14 protein-coding genes and 1 tRNA gene are annotated in these 15,100 nt (G+C 73.0%); 6 read left to right on the top strand and 9 right to left on the bottom strand.

The window, feature by feature from the left end; translation table 11 throughout:
* Entirely contained in the window at positions 1-2,418 is a 2,418-nt protein-coding gene (locus R0145_RS01890) for an ABC transporter permease (RefSeq protein ID WP_317838746.1), read from the top strand.
* A 23-nt stretch (positions 2,419-2,441) separates the two neighbouring features.
* Here the strand turns inward: R0145_RS01890 and R0145_RS01885 are convergent, their stop codons facing one another.
* Positions 2,442-2,885, bottom strand: a complete 444-nt coding sequence (locus tag R0145_RS01885) for a hypothetical protein (protein ID WP_317838745.1) — start codon at positions 2,883-2,885, stop codon at positions 2,442-2,444.
* Position 2,886: 1 nt separating this feature from the next.
* Positions 2,887-2,973, bottom strand: a tRNA-Ser gene (locus R0145_RS01880).
* 56 nt (positions 2,974-3,029) lie between these two features.
* Between R0145_RS01880 and R0145_RS01875 the strand changes: the two genes are divergently transcribed.
* From R0145_RS01875 to R0145_RS01865, 3 genes are all read left to right on the top strand, one after another.
* Positions 3,030-4,001: an NAD(P)H-quinone oxidoreductase gene (locus R0145_RS01875; protein WP_317840127.1), complete on the top strand. Its 972-nt coding sequence runs from the start codon at positions 3,030-3,032 to the stop codon at positions 3,999-4,001.
* Between the two features lie 71 nt (positions 4,002-4,072).
* Complete coding sequence (locus R0145_RS01870) at positions 4,073-4,663, top strand: bacterial proteasome activator family protein (protein WP_317838744.1); 591 nt, start codon at positions 4,073-4,075, stop codon at positions 4,661-4,663.
* A gap of 131 nt (positions 4,664-4,794) precedes the next feature.
* On the top strand, positions 4,795-5,394 hold the full coding sequence (locus R0145_RS01865; RefSeq protein WP_317838743.1) for a sigma factor-like helix-turn-helix DNA-binding protein: 600 nt from the start codon (positions 4,795-4,797) through the stop codon (positions 5,392-5,394).
* Positions 5,395-5,419: 25 nt separating this feature from the next.
* Here R0145_RS01865 and R0145_RS01860 read toward each other — a convergent pair whose 3' ends face one another.
* Both R0145_RS01860 and serS read right to left on the bottom strand, forming a co-directional pair.
* Positions 5,420-6,193, bottom strand: coding sequence for an HAD family hydrolase (locus R0145_RS01860; protein ID WP_317840126.1), 774 nt, complete (start codon positions 6,191-6,193; stop codon positions 5,420-5,422).
* A 33-nt stretch (positions 6,194-6,226) separates the two neighbouring features.
* Complete coding sequence (gene serS, locus R0145_RS01855; protein ID WP_317838742.1) at positions 6,227-7,495, bottom strand: serine--tRNA ligase; 1,269 nt, start codon at positions 7,493-7,495, stop codon at positions 6,227-6,229.
* A gap of 52 nt (positions 7,496-7,547) precedes the next feature.
* Here serS and R0145_RS01850 point away from each other — a divergent pair, with 52 nt between their 5' ends.
* Positions 7,548-9,122, top strand: a complete 1,575-nt coding sequence (locus tag R0145_RS01850; protein ID WP_317838741.1) for a diacylglycerol kinase family protein — start codon at positions 7,548-7,550, stop codon at positions 9,120-9,122.
* Here R0145_RS01850 and R0145_RS01845 read toward each other — a convergent pair.
* Genes R0145_RS01845 through aat form a run of 4 tightly spaced genes read right to left on the bottom strand, consistent with a single transcriptional unit; the run spans position 9,106 to position 12,963 of the window.
* Entirely contained in the window at positions 9,106-9,648 is a 543-nt protein-coding gene (locus R0145_RS01845; protein WP_317838740.1) for a hypothetical protein, read from the bottom strand. The two genes, R0145_RS01850 and R0145_RS01845, sit on opposite strands and share 17 nt — an antisense overlap.
* A gap of 9 nt (positions 9,649-9,657) precedes the next feature.
* The gene (gene pheA, locus R0145_RS01840; RefSeq protein ID WP_317838739.1) at positions 9,658-10,617 is read right to left on the bottom strand and encodes a prephenate dehydratase; all 960 of its coding nucleotides are present in this window, start codon (positions 10,615-10,617) and stop codon (positions 9,658-9,660) included.
* Positions 10,618-10,621: 4 nt separating this feature from the next.
* Positions 10,622-12,241, bottom strand: a complete 1,620-nt coding sequence (locus tag R0145_RS01835) for a hypothetical protein (protein ID WP_411742090.1) — start codon at positions 12,239-12,241, stop codon at positions 10,622-10,624.
* Positions 12,241-12,963 (bottom strand): leucyl/phenylalanyl-tRNA--protein transferase, encoded by a 723-nt coding sequence (aat, locus tag R0145_RS01830; protein ID WP_317838737.1) that lies wholly within the window; start codon positions 12,961-12,963, stop codon positions 12,241-12,243. The genes R0145_RS01835 and aat overlap by 1 nt, the downstream gene beginning before the upstream one ends.
* A 78-nt stretch (positions 12,964-13,041) precedes the next feature.
* On the opposite strand from aat, the gene R0145_RS01825 reads away from it, so the two are divergent.
* The gene (locus R0145_RS01825) at positions 13,042-13,719 is read left to right on the top strand and encodes an EcsC family protein (RefSeq protein WP_317838736.1); all 678 of its coding nucleotides are present in this window, start codon (positions 13,042-13,044) and stop codon (positions 13,717-13,719) included.
* A gap of 67 nt (positions 13,720-13,786) precedes the next feature.
* On the opposite strand, the gene R0145_RS01820 is transcribed toward R0145_RS01825, so the two are convergent.
* Positions 13,787-15,079, bottom strand: coding sequence for an alpha-amylase family protein (locus R0145_RS01820; RefSeq protein ID WP_317838735.1), 1,293 nt, complete (start codon positions 15,077-15,079; stop codon positions 13,787-13,789).
* Positions 15,080-15,100: the final 21 nt, after the last annotated feature.

Below are 15,100 nucleotides of genomic sequence, written 5' to 3'. Positions count from 1 at the left end.
ATGCTGCGCGAACCACGCCGGCTGGTGGCGGCCTTCGTCACCGTCGTCCTCGGCATCACCTTCGTGGCCCTCAGCATGTTGCTCGGCGACGGGCTGCGGGCCACCATGCGGGACCGGGCCGCGGCGAGCGTCGGCACCGCCGCCACGGTGCTCACCGTGCCCAGCTCCGACAACAAGGCGACCGGACTGCCGCCCGCCGGGCTGGACGCGATCCGCCGGCTGCCCGGCGTGACCGGGGTGCGCGGCGCGGCCCGGGCGACCACTGTCCAGCAGGTCGAGGGCCGCGAGGAGACCCTGGTCTTCTCCACCCTCCCGCAGCCCGAGGAGTATCGGCTGGAGGCCGGTGCCCTGCCGGCCCGGACCGGCGAGATCGCCGTGGATGCCACCACCGCCCGGGTCCGTCAGCTGACCGTCGGCCAGGACATCGTGGTCACCCCGTTCACCGACGCCGGCCCGACCGCGCTGCGGGTGGTCGGCATCGTCGCGGTCCCGAACGATCCACTGGCCGGCTCCTCGACCGCCTACGCGGTCCCCGACCAGGTCTTCGCGGTGAGCACCACCCCGGGCTACGACGAGGTCTTCGTCGACGGCGCGGATCCCGCCGCCCTCCGCGATGCCGTCGCCGCCGTGCCGGCGGTCCGCGACGCCCGGCTCACCGTCCGCACCGGCCAGGCCGAGATCGACCAGCGGATCCAGGACTACACCCACGGGCTGGCCGAACTGCAGGGCCTGATCCTCGGTTTCGCGGTGATCGCCCTGGTCGCCGCCGCACTGGTGATCACCAACACCTTCACCATCGTGGTGGCCCAGCGGACCCGGGCGCTGGCCCTGCTGCGCTGTGTCGGGGCGACCCGGCGGCAGGTGTTCCGCGACGTGCTCGGTGAGGCGCTGCTGGTCGGCGGCCTCGGCTCGCTCGGCGGCGTCCTGCTCGGCGGCGTCCTCGCCGCGCTGGCTGTCCGGCTGTCCCGCGGCACCACGATGGAACTGGTCGCGTTCACCCCGTCCTGGTGGAGCCTGGTGGTGCCGCTGGTCGCCGGGATCGTCCTCACCGTGGCCTGTGCCCTGGCCCCGGCCCGCGCCGCGACCCGGGTGTCGCCGATGGCCGCGCTGCGGCCGCTGGAGCCGGCCGCCCTGCGTTCCCGCGGCGGGCTGCTCCGGGCGATCCTCGGCGCGGTGGCGACCGCCGGTGGCGCCGCCCTGCTGGTGTACGGTGCGGTCGGCCACGCCCTGGTGCCCGGGCTGGCCGGCGGCGCGCTCTCCCTGGTGGGCGTCGTGATGCTGGGTCGGTGGCTGGTACCTGCCTGCGCCGCCGGGCTGTCCCGGCTGACTGGCCGGCTCGGCGGGCTGACCGGCGAACTGGCTGCGGAGAACGCCCGGCGCAACCCGCTGCGGGCCGCCGCCACCGCCTCCGCGCTGGTGATCGGCACCACCCTGGTCGCCCTGATGCTGGTCGGCGCCGCCTCCGGCAACCGCACCGCGACCGCCGAGCTGGACCGGGCCTTCCCGGTCGACGCGATCGCCCAGCCGGCCGCCACGATGTCCACCGCCACGTACGACCGGATGGCGCACACCACCGGTGTAGCCGCCGCGGCCCGGGTGCCCACGGCGGAGCTGAAGGCAGCCAGCGGCGGCCGGGACCGGACGATCACCGCGGTGGCACTGTCCCCGGACGCCGAGCGGGTGCTGCGCGACGACCGGGTGGCCGCCGGGCTGCGCGACGACACCATCGTCGCGTCGCCGGAGTCCGGCCTGGTCGACGGGCAGCGGGTCACCCTGCGCGGCCCGGCCGGGGAGGTGACGGTGACCGCGGTGGTCGCCGGCGACCGGCTGAACTCGGTGGTCACCCCCGCCACCCTGCACCGGATCGCGCCGGACGCCACCGCTGCGGTCTGGCTGCGGTTCGCCCCGGGCAGCGATCCGGCCCAGGTGGTCGAGGACGTCAGCCGGGCCGCCGGCACCGAGGCCCAGGTGGCCGGCGCCGCCGCGCAACGGGAGCAGGTCACCGGGATGGTGGACACCATGCTCGCGGTGGTGATCGGCCTGCTCGCGGTGGCCGTGGTCATCGCGGTGATCGGCATCGGCAACACGCTCAGCCTGTCGGTGCTGGAGCGGACCCGGGAGAGCGGGCTGCTGCGCGCCCTGGGGCTGACCCGCGGCCAGTTGCGCGGGATGCTCGGCTGGGAGGCGGTGGTGCTGGCGGTGATCGGCACCCTGCTCGGGATCGGCCTGGGGATCGGCTACGGCGTCGCCGGGGCGTACGCCCTGCTCGGCGGCATCAGCACCGTGCTGATCGTCATCCCCTGGGGCCGGTTGCTGGCGGTGGCCGCCGTCGCGGTCGCCGCCGGCTGGCTGGCCTCGGTGGTGCCGGGGTCCGCCGCGGCCCGGGTCAGCCCGGCCCAGGCCCTGGCCGAGGAGTGATCGGATGACCCCGCGGCGACGTCTCAGTCGAGCCGGCCGTACGCCGCCCGCATCCGCTCGGTGACCTCGGCCGCCAGCCGGTCGAGCTCCGCACCCCGCGCCGGGTCCAGCAACGGGACCCGGTCGGGGTGCGCCTCGTCCTCACGGGGATAGAGCCGCAGCTGGTCCTCGGTCACGGTGGCCCGGCTGATCTCGGTCCAGCTCCGCTCGCTGGTCCGGCCCAGGGCAGACAGCCGATAGCCGTCGTCGTCGAGGGTGATCCGGACCCGGCCGCGGAACGCGACGATCAGCGCGAGGGTCAGTTGCACGGCGCCGAGCAGCACCAGCACGGTCGCGATGACAGTCATCACGACGTGCCAGTGCAGCCCGGTCGCCGCCACCAACAGCACCCCGCCCACGATCAGCAGGCCGGCGGCGATGCCGAAGGCACGGGCGGGCAGGACTGCGTCCAGGCGGTAGCTGTTCACGCGGCGAGAGTGGGATTCGAACCCACGGAACGGTCACCCGCTCGGCCGCTTTCAAGGCGGCTGCACTAGTCCACTATGCGATCTCGCCAATGAGGATCACTCTCGATCCTAGCGAAGCCTGTGTGCGAGGCTGGGACCATGTTCATGCGCGCGATTCTCGCCCCCGAGCCGGGCGGACCCGAGGCCCTGCAGATCGTCGAGGTGGAGCGGCCCGTCCCCGGCCCCGGGGAGGTGCTGGTGCGGGTCGTCGCCGCCGGGGTGAACCGGGCGGACATCCTGCAGCGCCAGGGGCACTACCCGCCGCCGCCCGGCCATCCGGACACCATCGGGCTGGAGGTCTCCGGCGTGGTGGCGGAGCTCGGCGAAGGCGTCACCGGCTGGCAGCCCGGCCAGGAGTGCCTGGTGCTGCTGGCCTCCGGCGGGTACGCCGAGTACGTCGTCGCCCCGGCCGGCCAGCTGGTCCCGGCGCCCCCGGAGATGGACCTGGTCGACGCCGCCGGGATCCTCGAGGTCGCCGCGACGGTGGTGTCCAACCTGGACCTGGCCCGGCTGGCGCCCGGCGAGACCTTCCTGGTGCACGGCGGGGCGGGTGGCATCGGGTCGTTCGCCATCCCGTACGCCAAGGGCCTGGGCTGCACCGTGCTGACCACCGCCGGCTCCGCGGAGAACCTCGACTACTGCCGCGCCCTCGGCGCGGACCACGCCCTCGACTACCACGAGGACTGGGTGTCCGCGGTGAAGGAGCTCACCGATCGTCACGGCGCCGACGTCATCCTCGACATCATGGGCGCCAAGTACCTGCCGCTGAACGTCCGGGCACTGGCCGTCGGCGGCCGGCAGGTGACGATCGGCCTGCAGGGCGGGCGCAAGGGCGAACTCGACCTCGGCCTGCTGCTCAACAAGCGGGCCAGCATCCACGCCACGTCGCTGCGCTTCCGGCCGCCCGCCGAGAAGGCGGCAATCTGTGCCCGGGTGGCGAAGGTGGTCTGGCCGATGCTGGCCGAGGGGATCATCCGGCCGCTGCGTACCCAGCGGGTGCCGTTCGACGAGGTCCGCCGGGCACACGAGCTGATGGACGCCCCGGGGCATCGCGGCAAGATCGTCCTGGTCCGCTAGTCCGGCTTCCTGCCTCCGGGCTTCCCGGTGCCCCGGGTGTCCGGCGCCACGACGCCTCCTAGACTCGACCCATGAGCGAGCAACGGCAGGACGGTACCCCCGGCGGCACGAACGAGCAGCAGGTCCTCGCCGGTCGTACGGACGACGGCCGGGTGTATGTCGTCGGCCCCGAGGAGATGGCGGTGGCGGGTGACCGTACCGACCGCCCCGCGGGGCAGGACGGCTCGGTCACCGACCAGGTCGAGGAACCGGCCAAGGTGATGCGGATCGCCACGATGATCCAGCGGCTGTTGGACGAGGAACGGGCGGCTCCGTTGGACGAGGCCAGCCGGCAGCGGCTGGCGGAGCTGCATGCGACGTCGGTGACGGAGCTCAAGGACGGTCTCAGCCCGACCCTGGCCGACGAGCTGGAGCGACTGGCCCGGCCGTTCACCCCGGCGCACACCCCGTCCGACGACGAGCTGCGGATCGCCCAGGCGCAGCTCGTCGGCTGGCTGGAGGGACTCTTCCAGGGCATCCAGACCGCCCTGGTCGCCCAGCAGATGGCCGCCCGGGCCCAGCTCGAGCGGGGCCGCCGGGAACTCCCCACCCAGCAGAATCCCCTCACCCCGCCGCATCCGATGCCGGGCCAGGGCCCGGGGCAGGGCGGCATGTACCTCTGATCCCGCGGTAACCCGGCGTTCACCTTCCCGCCCCCGACCTTTCACCCGGTCAGGGAACCATCCCCAGGTGTCCGGACGTCCAACCGTACGGACAACACCACACTGATACGTCACACGAGTAGGGGATGACCGTGAGCGTTTCTGTCACCGAGGCCGGGTGCACCGCGCACCCAGAGCTGTACCAGCATCCGTTGCTGGAGGACGACCCGGGTCGGTCGGCCACGGCCGAGCAACGTCGGGAACGGTCGGCGATGGCCCGCCGGGCGACGGCGATCTGCGCGGGGTGCTGCGCACTGCAGGACTGCCTCTACCGGGCGGTGGTGGAACACGACGTGGCCGGTTTCGTGGCCGGCACCACCGAGCCGCAGCGGCGCCGGATGCGGGTGCTCCTCGAGCTGTCCGTCGGCCCGGACGACCTCGACTCGCTCACCGGTGTGTCCGCCTCCCCGCACCAGGTCAACCATGCCGAGATCGTCCGGCTGCGGGCGCAGAACCCGCACATGTCGCTGGAGACCATCGCGCAGCGGCTCGGCTGCTCCCTGTCGACCGTCAAGCGGCACCTGCGTCGGGCCCGGGCCGAGGCCGCCGGCGTCTCGCAGGCGCCCCGGCCGGGCGGGGAGCTCACCCCGCCGAGCCGCGACGAGGTGATGACGGCCCGGGCGGTCGTGGTGCACAGCGACGGGTCCCGTCCCGCCGCCCCGGAGGGGAAGGCCTCGCTGGCCGCCGCCTGAGCGGCCGACCGCTCCGGCCCCGGATTCAGTCCAGGTCGAACCACCGGGACAGTTCGGCGAGGGTGCCGCCCTCGTCGAACGTCCCGGTGACCGCGTCGGCGGCGAGCCGGACCTCCAGCGGGGCGTCGCCGAGGGCCACGCCCCGACCGGCCCAGCGCAGCATCTCGATGTCGTTGCGGCCGTCGCCGAGGGCCAGCACATCGGCCGGGTCGATCCCGCGGCGGGCACAGACATCGGCCAGTGCCATCGCCTTGTGCACGCCCTCAGGGGCGATGTCGAGCCAGGCGCTCCAGCCGATGTAGTACGAGACGCCGTGCAGACCGAGCCGTTCGGCCAGGTCGAGGAAGTCCTCGGGTGAGCTGCCGGGGTCACGGACGATCACCCGGGTGACCGGCCGGGAGGCGAGGTCGTCCACCCCGACCACCTCCATCGTGCCGGACAGGTCGCCGGGCGGGAACGGGGCGTTGAGCCGGTAGCCTCGGCCGACCTCCTCGACCGCGATCAGCGCCTGCGGAGCCATCCGCTGCACCCGCTCGATCACGTCGGCCGGGTCGAAGGTGACCATCCGGAGCACGTCCATCGGCGGGTAGCGGACCACCACCGCCCCGTTCGAGCAGACGTACGGCCCCTCCGGCAGGTCCAGCCGGTCGGCCAGGTCGCGGGTGTCGTGCCAGGACCGGCCGGTGGACAGCACCACCCGGGTGCCCTGCGCCGCGATCCGCCGGATGGCGTCGCCGAGCGGCGCGGGCAGCACCGAGTCGTGGTCGACGATCGTGCCGTCGATGTCGAGGGCCACCAGGCGTGGCCGCCAGCTCCCGGGCACCCGCAGGACTCAGCCCTGGAGGGGCCGCAGGACGTCGCGCCCGAGGTAGGGCCGCAGGGCCGTCGGCACCCGGACCGATCCGTCGGCCTGCTGGTGGTTCTCCAGCAGCATGACGATGATCCGGGTCACCGCGCACAGCGTACCGTTGAGGGTCGCCAGCGGCGCGGTGCCGTCCTCGAACCGGCCGCGGATGTTGAGCCGGCGGGCCTGGAAGTCGGTGCAGTTGGACGTCGAGGTGACCTCACGGTAGGTCTGCTGGGTGGGCAGCCAGGCCTCGCAGTCGAACTTCCTCGCGGCCGACAGCCCGAGGTCGCCGGAGGCCACATCGATCACCCGGAACGGCAGCTCCAGTGCCTCGAGGAACTCCTTCTCGAAGCCGAGCAGCCGGTGGTGCTCCCGCTCGGCGTCGTCGGGGTCGCAGTAGACGAACATCTCGACCTTGTCGAACCAGTGCACCCGGAAGATGCCGCGGGTGTCCTTGCCGTACGATCCGGCCTCGCGCCGGTAGGACGGGCTGTAGCCGACGTAGTGCTTCGGCAGCGACTCGACGATCTCGTCCATGTGGTAGCCGGCCAGCGGCACCTCGGCGGTGCCGACCAGGTACATGTCGTCGCGCTCCAGCCGGTAGACGTCCTCGGCGGCCTGGCCGAGGAAGCCGGTGCCCTCCATCGCGGCCGGCTTCACCAGCGCCGGCGGGATGATCGGGGTGAAGCCCCAGTCCAGCGCCTTGCGCATCGCCAGGTTGATCAGCGCCAGTTCCAGTTCGGCGCCCGCCCCGGTGAGGTAGTAGAACCGGGAGCCGGACACCTTTGCGCCGCGCTCCATGTCGATCGCGCCGAGGATCTCCCCGAGTTCGAGGTGGTCGCGCGGGGTGAATCCCTCGGCCGCGAAGTCGCGGGGGGTGCCGATCGCCTCGATCACCACGAAGTCGTCCTCGCCGCCGGTCGGCACGCCGGGGGCGATCAGGTTGCCCAGGCCGCGCAGCCGGTCGGTGAAGACGGCGTCGGCCTCCTTGCTCGTGGCTTCCAGTTCCTTCACCTCGGCGGCGAGCACCTTGGTGTGCTCCAGCAGCTCCTGCTTCTCCGCCCCCTTGGCCCGGCCGACCAGCTTGCCGAGGTCCTTCTGCTCGGCGCGTCGGGTCTCGTACGCGGTGATCGCGGTGCGGCGCTTCTCGTCCAGGGCGAGCAGGTCGTCGACGGCGGACGCGGACTCCCCGCGGGCCCTCTGCGAGGCGCGTACGCGGTCGGGGTCGGAGCGCAGCAGCTTGGGATCAATCACGATGGTCAGCCTAGCCGCCCTCCGCGGCGGCGGGGACGCCTAGGATCGTTCCATGTCCCGGCCCCTTCCCCGCCATCTTCGCCGGTGGCTGCCGCCGGCGCTGCTGCTGGCGTACGTGGTGTGGACCGCAGCGGCGGCGTCCGGGCTGCTCGGCCCGCTCGACCGGGCGCTGCTGCTCGACCCGCCGCTGGACCGCGCCGGCGGCCCGTTCCAGGTGCTGGCCTCGATCGGCGTGGTCGGCGCCCCGGTGGTGCTCTACACCGGCCTGGCGGTGCTGGCCTGGTGGGCCTACCGGCGTCGGCTGCGGGAGCTCACCTGGGCGATCCTGCTCGCCGTCGCGCTGTCCTGGGCCGGCGTCGAGGTCGCGAAGGTGGTGCTGCGGATGCCGCGCCCGGCCACCGCCCCCGACATCCTCGGGGTGAGCGGCTGGGGCTACCCGTCCGCGCACCTGGCCGCCGTGATGACGGCGGTGGTGATGATCACCGCGACGATGATGACCACCCGGCAGTCGCACGCCACCACCCGCGGCTGGTGGGTCGGCGGCGCGGTGCTGGTGCTGTTCTACGGCCTGGACCGGTGGGGCCTGGGCGCGCACTGGTTCTCCGACATCGTCGGCGGCGCCCTGTGGGGGGCGTTGTCGGCCGGCTGGGCGCTGCTGCTGACCCGGGTGCACGTGCACGCCGACCCGGCCCCCACCGATCGGGACGCCGGGACCACGGAGACCGAGGAGCAGCCCCGGGCGGCGGTGATCTACAACCCGACGAAGGTGCTCGACGTGCCCACCTTCGTCCGCCATGTCGAGTTCGAGCTCACCGGCCGCGGCTGGCGGCGGGCGATCTGGCTGCCGACCACCGAGGACGATCCCGGGATCGAGATGACGGCGATCGCGGTCCGCAAGGGGGTCGACCTGGTGATCGGTGCCGGCGGCGACGGGACCGTACGGGTGATCGCGGCCGGCCTGGCGGGCACCGGCATCCCGCTGGCCGTCGTCCCGGCGGGCACCGGCAACCTGCTCGCCCGCAACCTGGCGATCCCGCTCGACGAGGTCCGGGCCCTGGAGACTGCCTTCGAGGGCGAGGACCGGACCATCGACCTGATCCGGATGCAGGCCGACGACGGCGAACCGGACCACTTCTGCGTGATGGCCGGGATCGGCATCGACGCGGCGATCGTCGGGGAGGCCGCCACGGAGCTGAAGCGGGCGATCGGCAACGGGGCGTACGTGCTGTCGGCCGCCCGGCACGCCAACCACCCGGCGCTGGACACCCGGATCTCGCTGGACGGGGAGCCGGCGCTGCGCACCCGGGCCCATCTGGTGCTGATCGGCAACGTCGGCCTGCTCCAGGGCGGCATCCAGCTGATGCCGGACGCCCGCGCCGACGACGGGCTGCTCGACCTGGTGGTCGCCTCCCCGCGCGGGATCCGCGACTGGCTGAGCGTCTTCACCCGGGTGCTGACCCGCGGCGACCGCACCGACGAGCGGCTGCGCCGGCTGACCGGGCGGAGCGTCGAGATCGTCGTGGACCACCCGGACCGCTACGAGCTGGACGGCGACCCGCAGGGCACCTGCACCCGGCTCACCGCCGAGGTGGTGCCGGGGGCACTGGTGCTCAGGGTGCCCAGGTGAGGCTGTCGAGGATCCGCTGGACGTCGGCGGGGGCGGTCTGGTCGTCCTTGGGCCAGGACCAGTTCAGCGCCACCAGCGTGCCGCCGGTCTCGACGTAGTACTGGTGCAGCACCAGGCCCTCGGCCTCGGCCTGCAGCCCGGTCAGTTGCTTGCCGCCCACGGTCACCGCCGGGGCGTCGGTGGCTCCCGGCATCGCCGCCTTGGCCTGTTGCACCAGGGTCTCGCGGGTCCGGCCGCTGGCGTCGAGGTAGACGCTGAACGACACCCCGGAGCTCAGCCCGTCCCTGGCGAGGTAGGCGTCGATCTGGCCGGAGGTGTCGGACGACCCGAGATCCGTCCAGCCCTGCGGGACCACCAGTGAGTAGAGCGGGCGCTGCAGGGTGCCACCGGGTGCGACCGCCGTCGGGGTGGGCGTCGCCGGGGTCACCGGTGTCGTCCCTGCGGCGCACCCAGCCAGCAGCGTGCCACCGGTGAGCACCGTGCCGGCCACCGCGGCCGCGGCGGCCACCCGGAAGGTCCTCGACATGGCCGCAGCCTACCGCTGTCCCGGGCGGCCGCGGCTCTCGCCGCCCGGGTGGCGCAGCCCGTCCAGCCACTGCCGGGCGGCGGCGTACGCCTCGTTGGTCTGCCCCTCGTCGAGGATCGGCGCCTGCCGGTCCGCCCGCGGGTAGGAGCCGAGGAAGGTCACCTTGGCGCACACCCGGTGCAGCCCGGTGAGCGTCTCCTGCATCCGCGGGTCGTCGATGTGACCCTCCGCGTCGATCGAGAAGCAGTAGCTGCCCAGCGCCTGTTTGGTCGGCCGGGACTCGATCCGGGTCATGTTCACCCCGTGTCCGGCGATCTGTTCCAGGATGCCGAGCAGCGACCCCGACCGGTCGACCCGCATGTAGGCGACCAGGGTGGTCTTGTCGGCGCCGGTCGCCGGCGACGGGGTGGCCGGCCGGGTGACGACGACGAACCGGGTCACCGCGTCCTCGTTGTCGGCGATGCCGTCGGCGAGGATCTCCAGACCGTTCATCTCCCCCGCCACCCGGGCACAGATCGCCGCGTCGTGGGGGGAATCCGGGTCGGCCACCTCGACCGCCGCCCCGGCCGTCGAGGGGCCCTCGGTGACGACGGCGCGGGGCAGGTGCCGGGCCACCCACAGCCGGGTCTGCGCGGCGGCGTGCGGGTGGGTGAGCACGGCGCGTACGTCGCCGAGCGCGGTGCCGGGGCGTACGCACAGCGCGAACTCCACCGGCAGCAGCACCTCCCGGCGGATCATCAGCGGCTGCGAGTCGTCGGCCAGGTAGTCCAGGGTGGCGCTGACCCCGCCCTCCAGGGAGTTCTCGATCGGGACGAAGGCGGCGTCGATCTCCCCGGCACGGACCGCGTCCAGCGCGGCGACCACGGACCGGAACGGGGTCAGCACATCCTCGTCGGCGGCGATCAGCAGCAGCGCCTGGTGGGTGAAGGTCCCGGCCGGGCCGAAATATCCGTAGGTCAGAGGAGGCACCCGGTCAGCCTAACGGCGGTCGGCCCCGGTGCACGAGCGCGTCCCGATAGGAGCCGACGGTGGCCAGCGCACCGCACCAGCGTTCCCGCAGCGTCGGGGCCGGGCCGGTCCGGTCCGCCCGGCGGCGCAGCGCGTCCTGGTGCCACCACCAGGCGATCACGGCGAGCACCGCCCACTGGACGGCCGGGGAGAAGGTGTCCCGGATCCGTGCGGCGACCGCGCTGAGGCTCTCCCCGTAGTCCAAGCCGCGGCCGGGGATGTAGGACAGCGAGAGGAAGACCCCGCGCCAGATGAACAGCCCGTCGAGCCAGCTGGGGCCGATCAGCACCAGCGGTGCCCAGGCGATCAGGTCGTACCAGGACAGGGTGTAGAGCGAGGTGGTGAGCCAGCCGACCGACAGCAGCAGGGCGGTGCGGACCGCGACGGTGATCGGGTCCCGGTCGGGCGCCACCCCCTCGGGGGTGCCGGCGATCGGATGCCAGGGCAGCACCCGGGACAGCATCCAGGCGACGATCGCGGTGCCGGCGACGGAGAAGAGATTGAGCACCCCGGTCGCCGCCGGGACGGTGAGGTAATAGGTCAGCACGGTGTAGAACGGCTGGGCCCACGACCCGACCGAGACGTAGGCGGTGTTGCGCAGCGCGGCGAACAGTGCCCCGGGCGCGAACAGCCCGTAGAGCAGCCCCATCGACAGTGCGGTGCCGGCCACCAGCCCGGCCAGCTTGCGCGGTTGGCGCCGGTAGCCCCACACCATCGCCACCCCGTACAGGCCGATGCTGAGCTTGCAGGCGCCGGCCAGGCCGATCATCACCCCGGCCCCGACCGAGGTCCGGCGCATCAGCATGATGCCGAGCATGGCGAACATCACCGACCAGCCCTCGTTGTGCGCGCCGGCGGTGATCGCCCAGATCAGCAGCGGGTTGGCGATGGTGAGCAGTGCGGCCCGGCCCTTGAGCTGCTCGTCGCCGTGGGCGAGCCAGACCACCACCGCGCTGGTGACCAGGAACGGGACGAACGCGGACAGCTGCAACCAGAAGACGATGTCGTGCATGTTGACCCCGCCGAACCGGTTGGCCAGCAGCTGCACCCAGGTCATGATCGGCCCATACACGCTGGGGGTGTCCTGCCAGGGCCGTTCGGTCCACCGCAGCACCGGGTCGAACTGGCTGCGGAACACCGCCGCCGGGGTGATGTCGTACGGATTCATCCCGAGGGCCTGCAGCCGGCCGTAGGCCGCGTACATCAGCACGTCCGCGGAGGTCAGCGGTGGCACCGTCAACGTCGCCAGGTTGAGCACCACGCCGAAGGTGAACACCCGCCAGACCTTGGGTGTCCAGCCGTCACGGAGCGCCCGGACCGCGATCGACAGACCGACGCCGCCGATGATCACCGCGGCGAACAACACCCCGGAGACCACCCACTCCCCCGGGACGGGGATCAGCCCGGACGGCAGGTAGTACGGCGGCAGCAGGGACGTCCGCGGGCCCAGGGTCAGCGTCACCGCCGACGGGCCGAGCGCGCCGATCGCCACGGTCAGCACCGTGGCGAGCAGGATCAGCCCCAGGCCGACCCGCGGGCTGTTCCGCCAGGTCAGTCCGGCCGGCGGCAACCAGGACGTACGCATCACTGGCCCAGGCTAGCCGTGGGCAGGCACCCGGTCCGCCAGTCGGGCGGCATCACCCAGGCGGGCTGCGGCAGTTCCACGGCTCGACGCAGCCGGACCAGGTAGTCCTCCCGGGAGATCTCGGTCACCCCGAGGGTGGCCAGGTGGTCGGTGCGCCACTGCACGTCGAGCAGCCGCTGCTCGGGCCGACCGCCGGCCCGCAGCATCGCCACCAGACCCATCAGGGCCACCTTGGAGGCGTCCCGGCCGGCCTGCGGGTCGTGGAACATCGACTCGCCGGCGAACAGCCCGCCGTAGCCGACCCCGTAGAGGCCGCCGACCAGCCGGCCGTCCGGCGTCCGGGTCTCCACCGAGTGCGCCCGGCCGGCCCGGTGCAGCTCGGTGTAGATCGCCACCACGTCGGGGTCGATCCAGCCGCCGTCGCGGTCCTGGCCGGCGCAGGCGGCGAGCACGGCGTCGAAGTCCCGGTCGACGGTCACCTGGTAATGCCGGGCGCTCTTCCGCAGCGACCGGGGCACCCGGAGCGCGTCCAGCGGGAGGATCCCGCGCCGCACCGGGGAGAACCAGCCGATCCAGTCGTCCACCGGCATCGGGAACATCGCGTTGACGTAGGCGCGCATCACCAACGGGGCGTCCATCCCGAGGGTCAGCGCGACGAGGTCCTGGCCGACCCACTGCCCCGGTCCCGGCAGCGGGGCAGGGTCGAGATAGGGGCGGGCCATGCAGCCATTATCGGGCTACGGTGACGATGGGTGACTTCCCGGACCGGCCGGCGGCCCGCCACGACGTACGCTGGCCCCATGGTGGACGAGCAGACCGGCACCTCCGGCGAGGTGTCCCGCAACGCGGCCCGGGTGGCGGCCGGTTCGACCCTGCGCCGCATCCTCGATCTCGCCATCGACGGCTCGACCTCGCTGCCGGGCGCGAAGTCGGTGGCCGCCAAGCACCTGCAGAAGCACCCACGCCCTGACGAGGCGATCGACGCGGTGATCACCTCGCACATCGCGCTGGCCTCCACCTCGGGGTTCCTCAGCAATGTCGGTGGCCTGGTGGTCACCGCGATCAGCCTGCCGATCAATCTGGTCGGACTGGCCGTGCTGCAGACCCGGATGGTCGCGGCGATCGCGCACCTGCGCGGCTACGACATCGAGGACACCCGGGTGCGGACCGCGATCCTGATGTGCCTGATGGGCGGCGAGGAGGTCTCCCGCCTGGTCGGGAAGGGCAAGCTGCCCGGGACCCCGCTGCTGGTCGCCACCGCTCCGGTGGCGAACCCGGCCCTCTACGAGGTGGTGTCGGAGAAGGTCGTCACCGCCCTGCTCACCACCCACGGCGGCAAGTCCGTCGGGGTGCTCGCCACCAAGCGGATCCCGATCATCGGCGGCGGGATCGGCGCGGTCTTCGACGGTGTCGCCACCCGGCAGATCGGCGCGTTCGCCCGCGGCGAACTGGTGCAGCGCCGGGCGATCGGCGGCTGACCCCGCCGCACCCGGCGGTCAGCACCGGCCGGCGGCCAGCGTTCCAGCCCTGACCGGCTCCCGCCGGTCAGCGTTCCAGCACCGCCCAGCCGTGCGGCTCGATCTCCAGCAGGTCCTCACCGCTGTGGGCGATCACCGTGCCGCCCGGCATCGGCCGGGGCCCGTCGTCGACGTTGAGCGCGACCGCGATCTCCTGACGGCCCTCGCCCGACCCGCTGGTGCAGCCCAGGACGATCGTCTCGTTGGTCACCGCGATCACCTCGACGTCGGCCCGGACCAGCCAGGGATGGCGGCGCCGCACCCCGATCAGCGCCTGCTGCCGGGCCAGGATCGGACGTCCCAGCAGGGAGAGGTTCTCCGGCAGCGGCGGCATCGCCGGCCGGATCTGGTCGTCACCGCCCGGCCGGTCCTCCTTGATCCCCACAAACCCCTGCTCGTCGCCGTAGTAGATCGACGGGATGCCGGGCAGCACGCAGAGCAGCACCATGGCATGGCCGAGGTGGCGGTCGTCGTTCAGGGTGCTGCGGATCCGGGACACGTCGTGGTTGCCGATGAAGGTCTGCGGGACGAAGGTCCGCAGGAAGTCCCGGTGCCGTTCCAGTGCGTGGGCCAGCTCCCAGAAGTTCGCGTCGTTGAGCGAGGACCAGATCGCCTTCCACAGCTCGTACTGGGTGACGCTGTGCACCCCGGAGCGGCGGACGAAGTCGGGCAGGTCGCCGTGGATCACCTCGCCGACCAGCCAGGCCTCCGGGAAGTCGGCCCGCACCCGCGCAGTGATCGGCGCCCAGGCCTCCGGCCCCGGGGCGTACGCCGCGTCCAGCCGCCACCCGTCGATGCCGAACCGCAGCCAGTGCTCCATCACGCCGACGACGTAGTCGCGAACGGCCGGGGTGGACAGGTCCAGCTCCGGCAGGTCGAGGTTGCCCTCGAAGCAGCGGACGTAGCCGTCGACCCAGCGCACCCAGGACCCGTCCGGGGTGCCGGGGCCGGCCGCCTCGGCCCGGACGACGATCGGATGGGTCCGCGCCAGGTGGTTGAAGACACCGTCCAGGACCACCCGGATGCCGCGCCGGTGGGCCTCGTCGACCAGCCGGCGCAGGTCCCCCTCGTCCCCCAGCCGCGGGTCCACCCGATAGTGGTCGACGGTGTCGTAGCCGTGCGAGACGGAGGCGAAGACCGGCCCCAGCAGCAGACCGTTGCAGCCGATGGAGACCAGGTAGTCCAGCCATCCGATCAGGTGGTTCAGGCGATGGTGGACGGCATCGCCGGCGACCGACGTACGCTCGGCCCCGGTGAACCCGAGGGGGTAGCAGTGCCACCACACGGCGTAGTCGACCCAGGCTGGCTGGCTCACGGTCATGGCCCCCAGCCTAGCCACGTG

Source organism: Raineyella sp. W15-4, from assembly GCF_033170155.1.
Lineage (GTDB): Bacteria > Actinomycetota > Actinomycetes > Propionibacteriales > Propionibacteriaceae > Raineyella.
The sequence above is the reverse complement of the archived record's forward strand: the minus strand, read 5'-3'. Positions and strand labels throughout refer to the sequence as shown.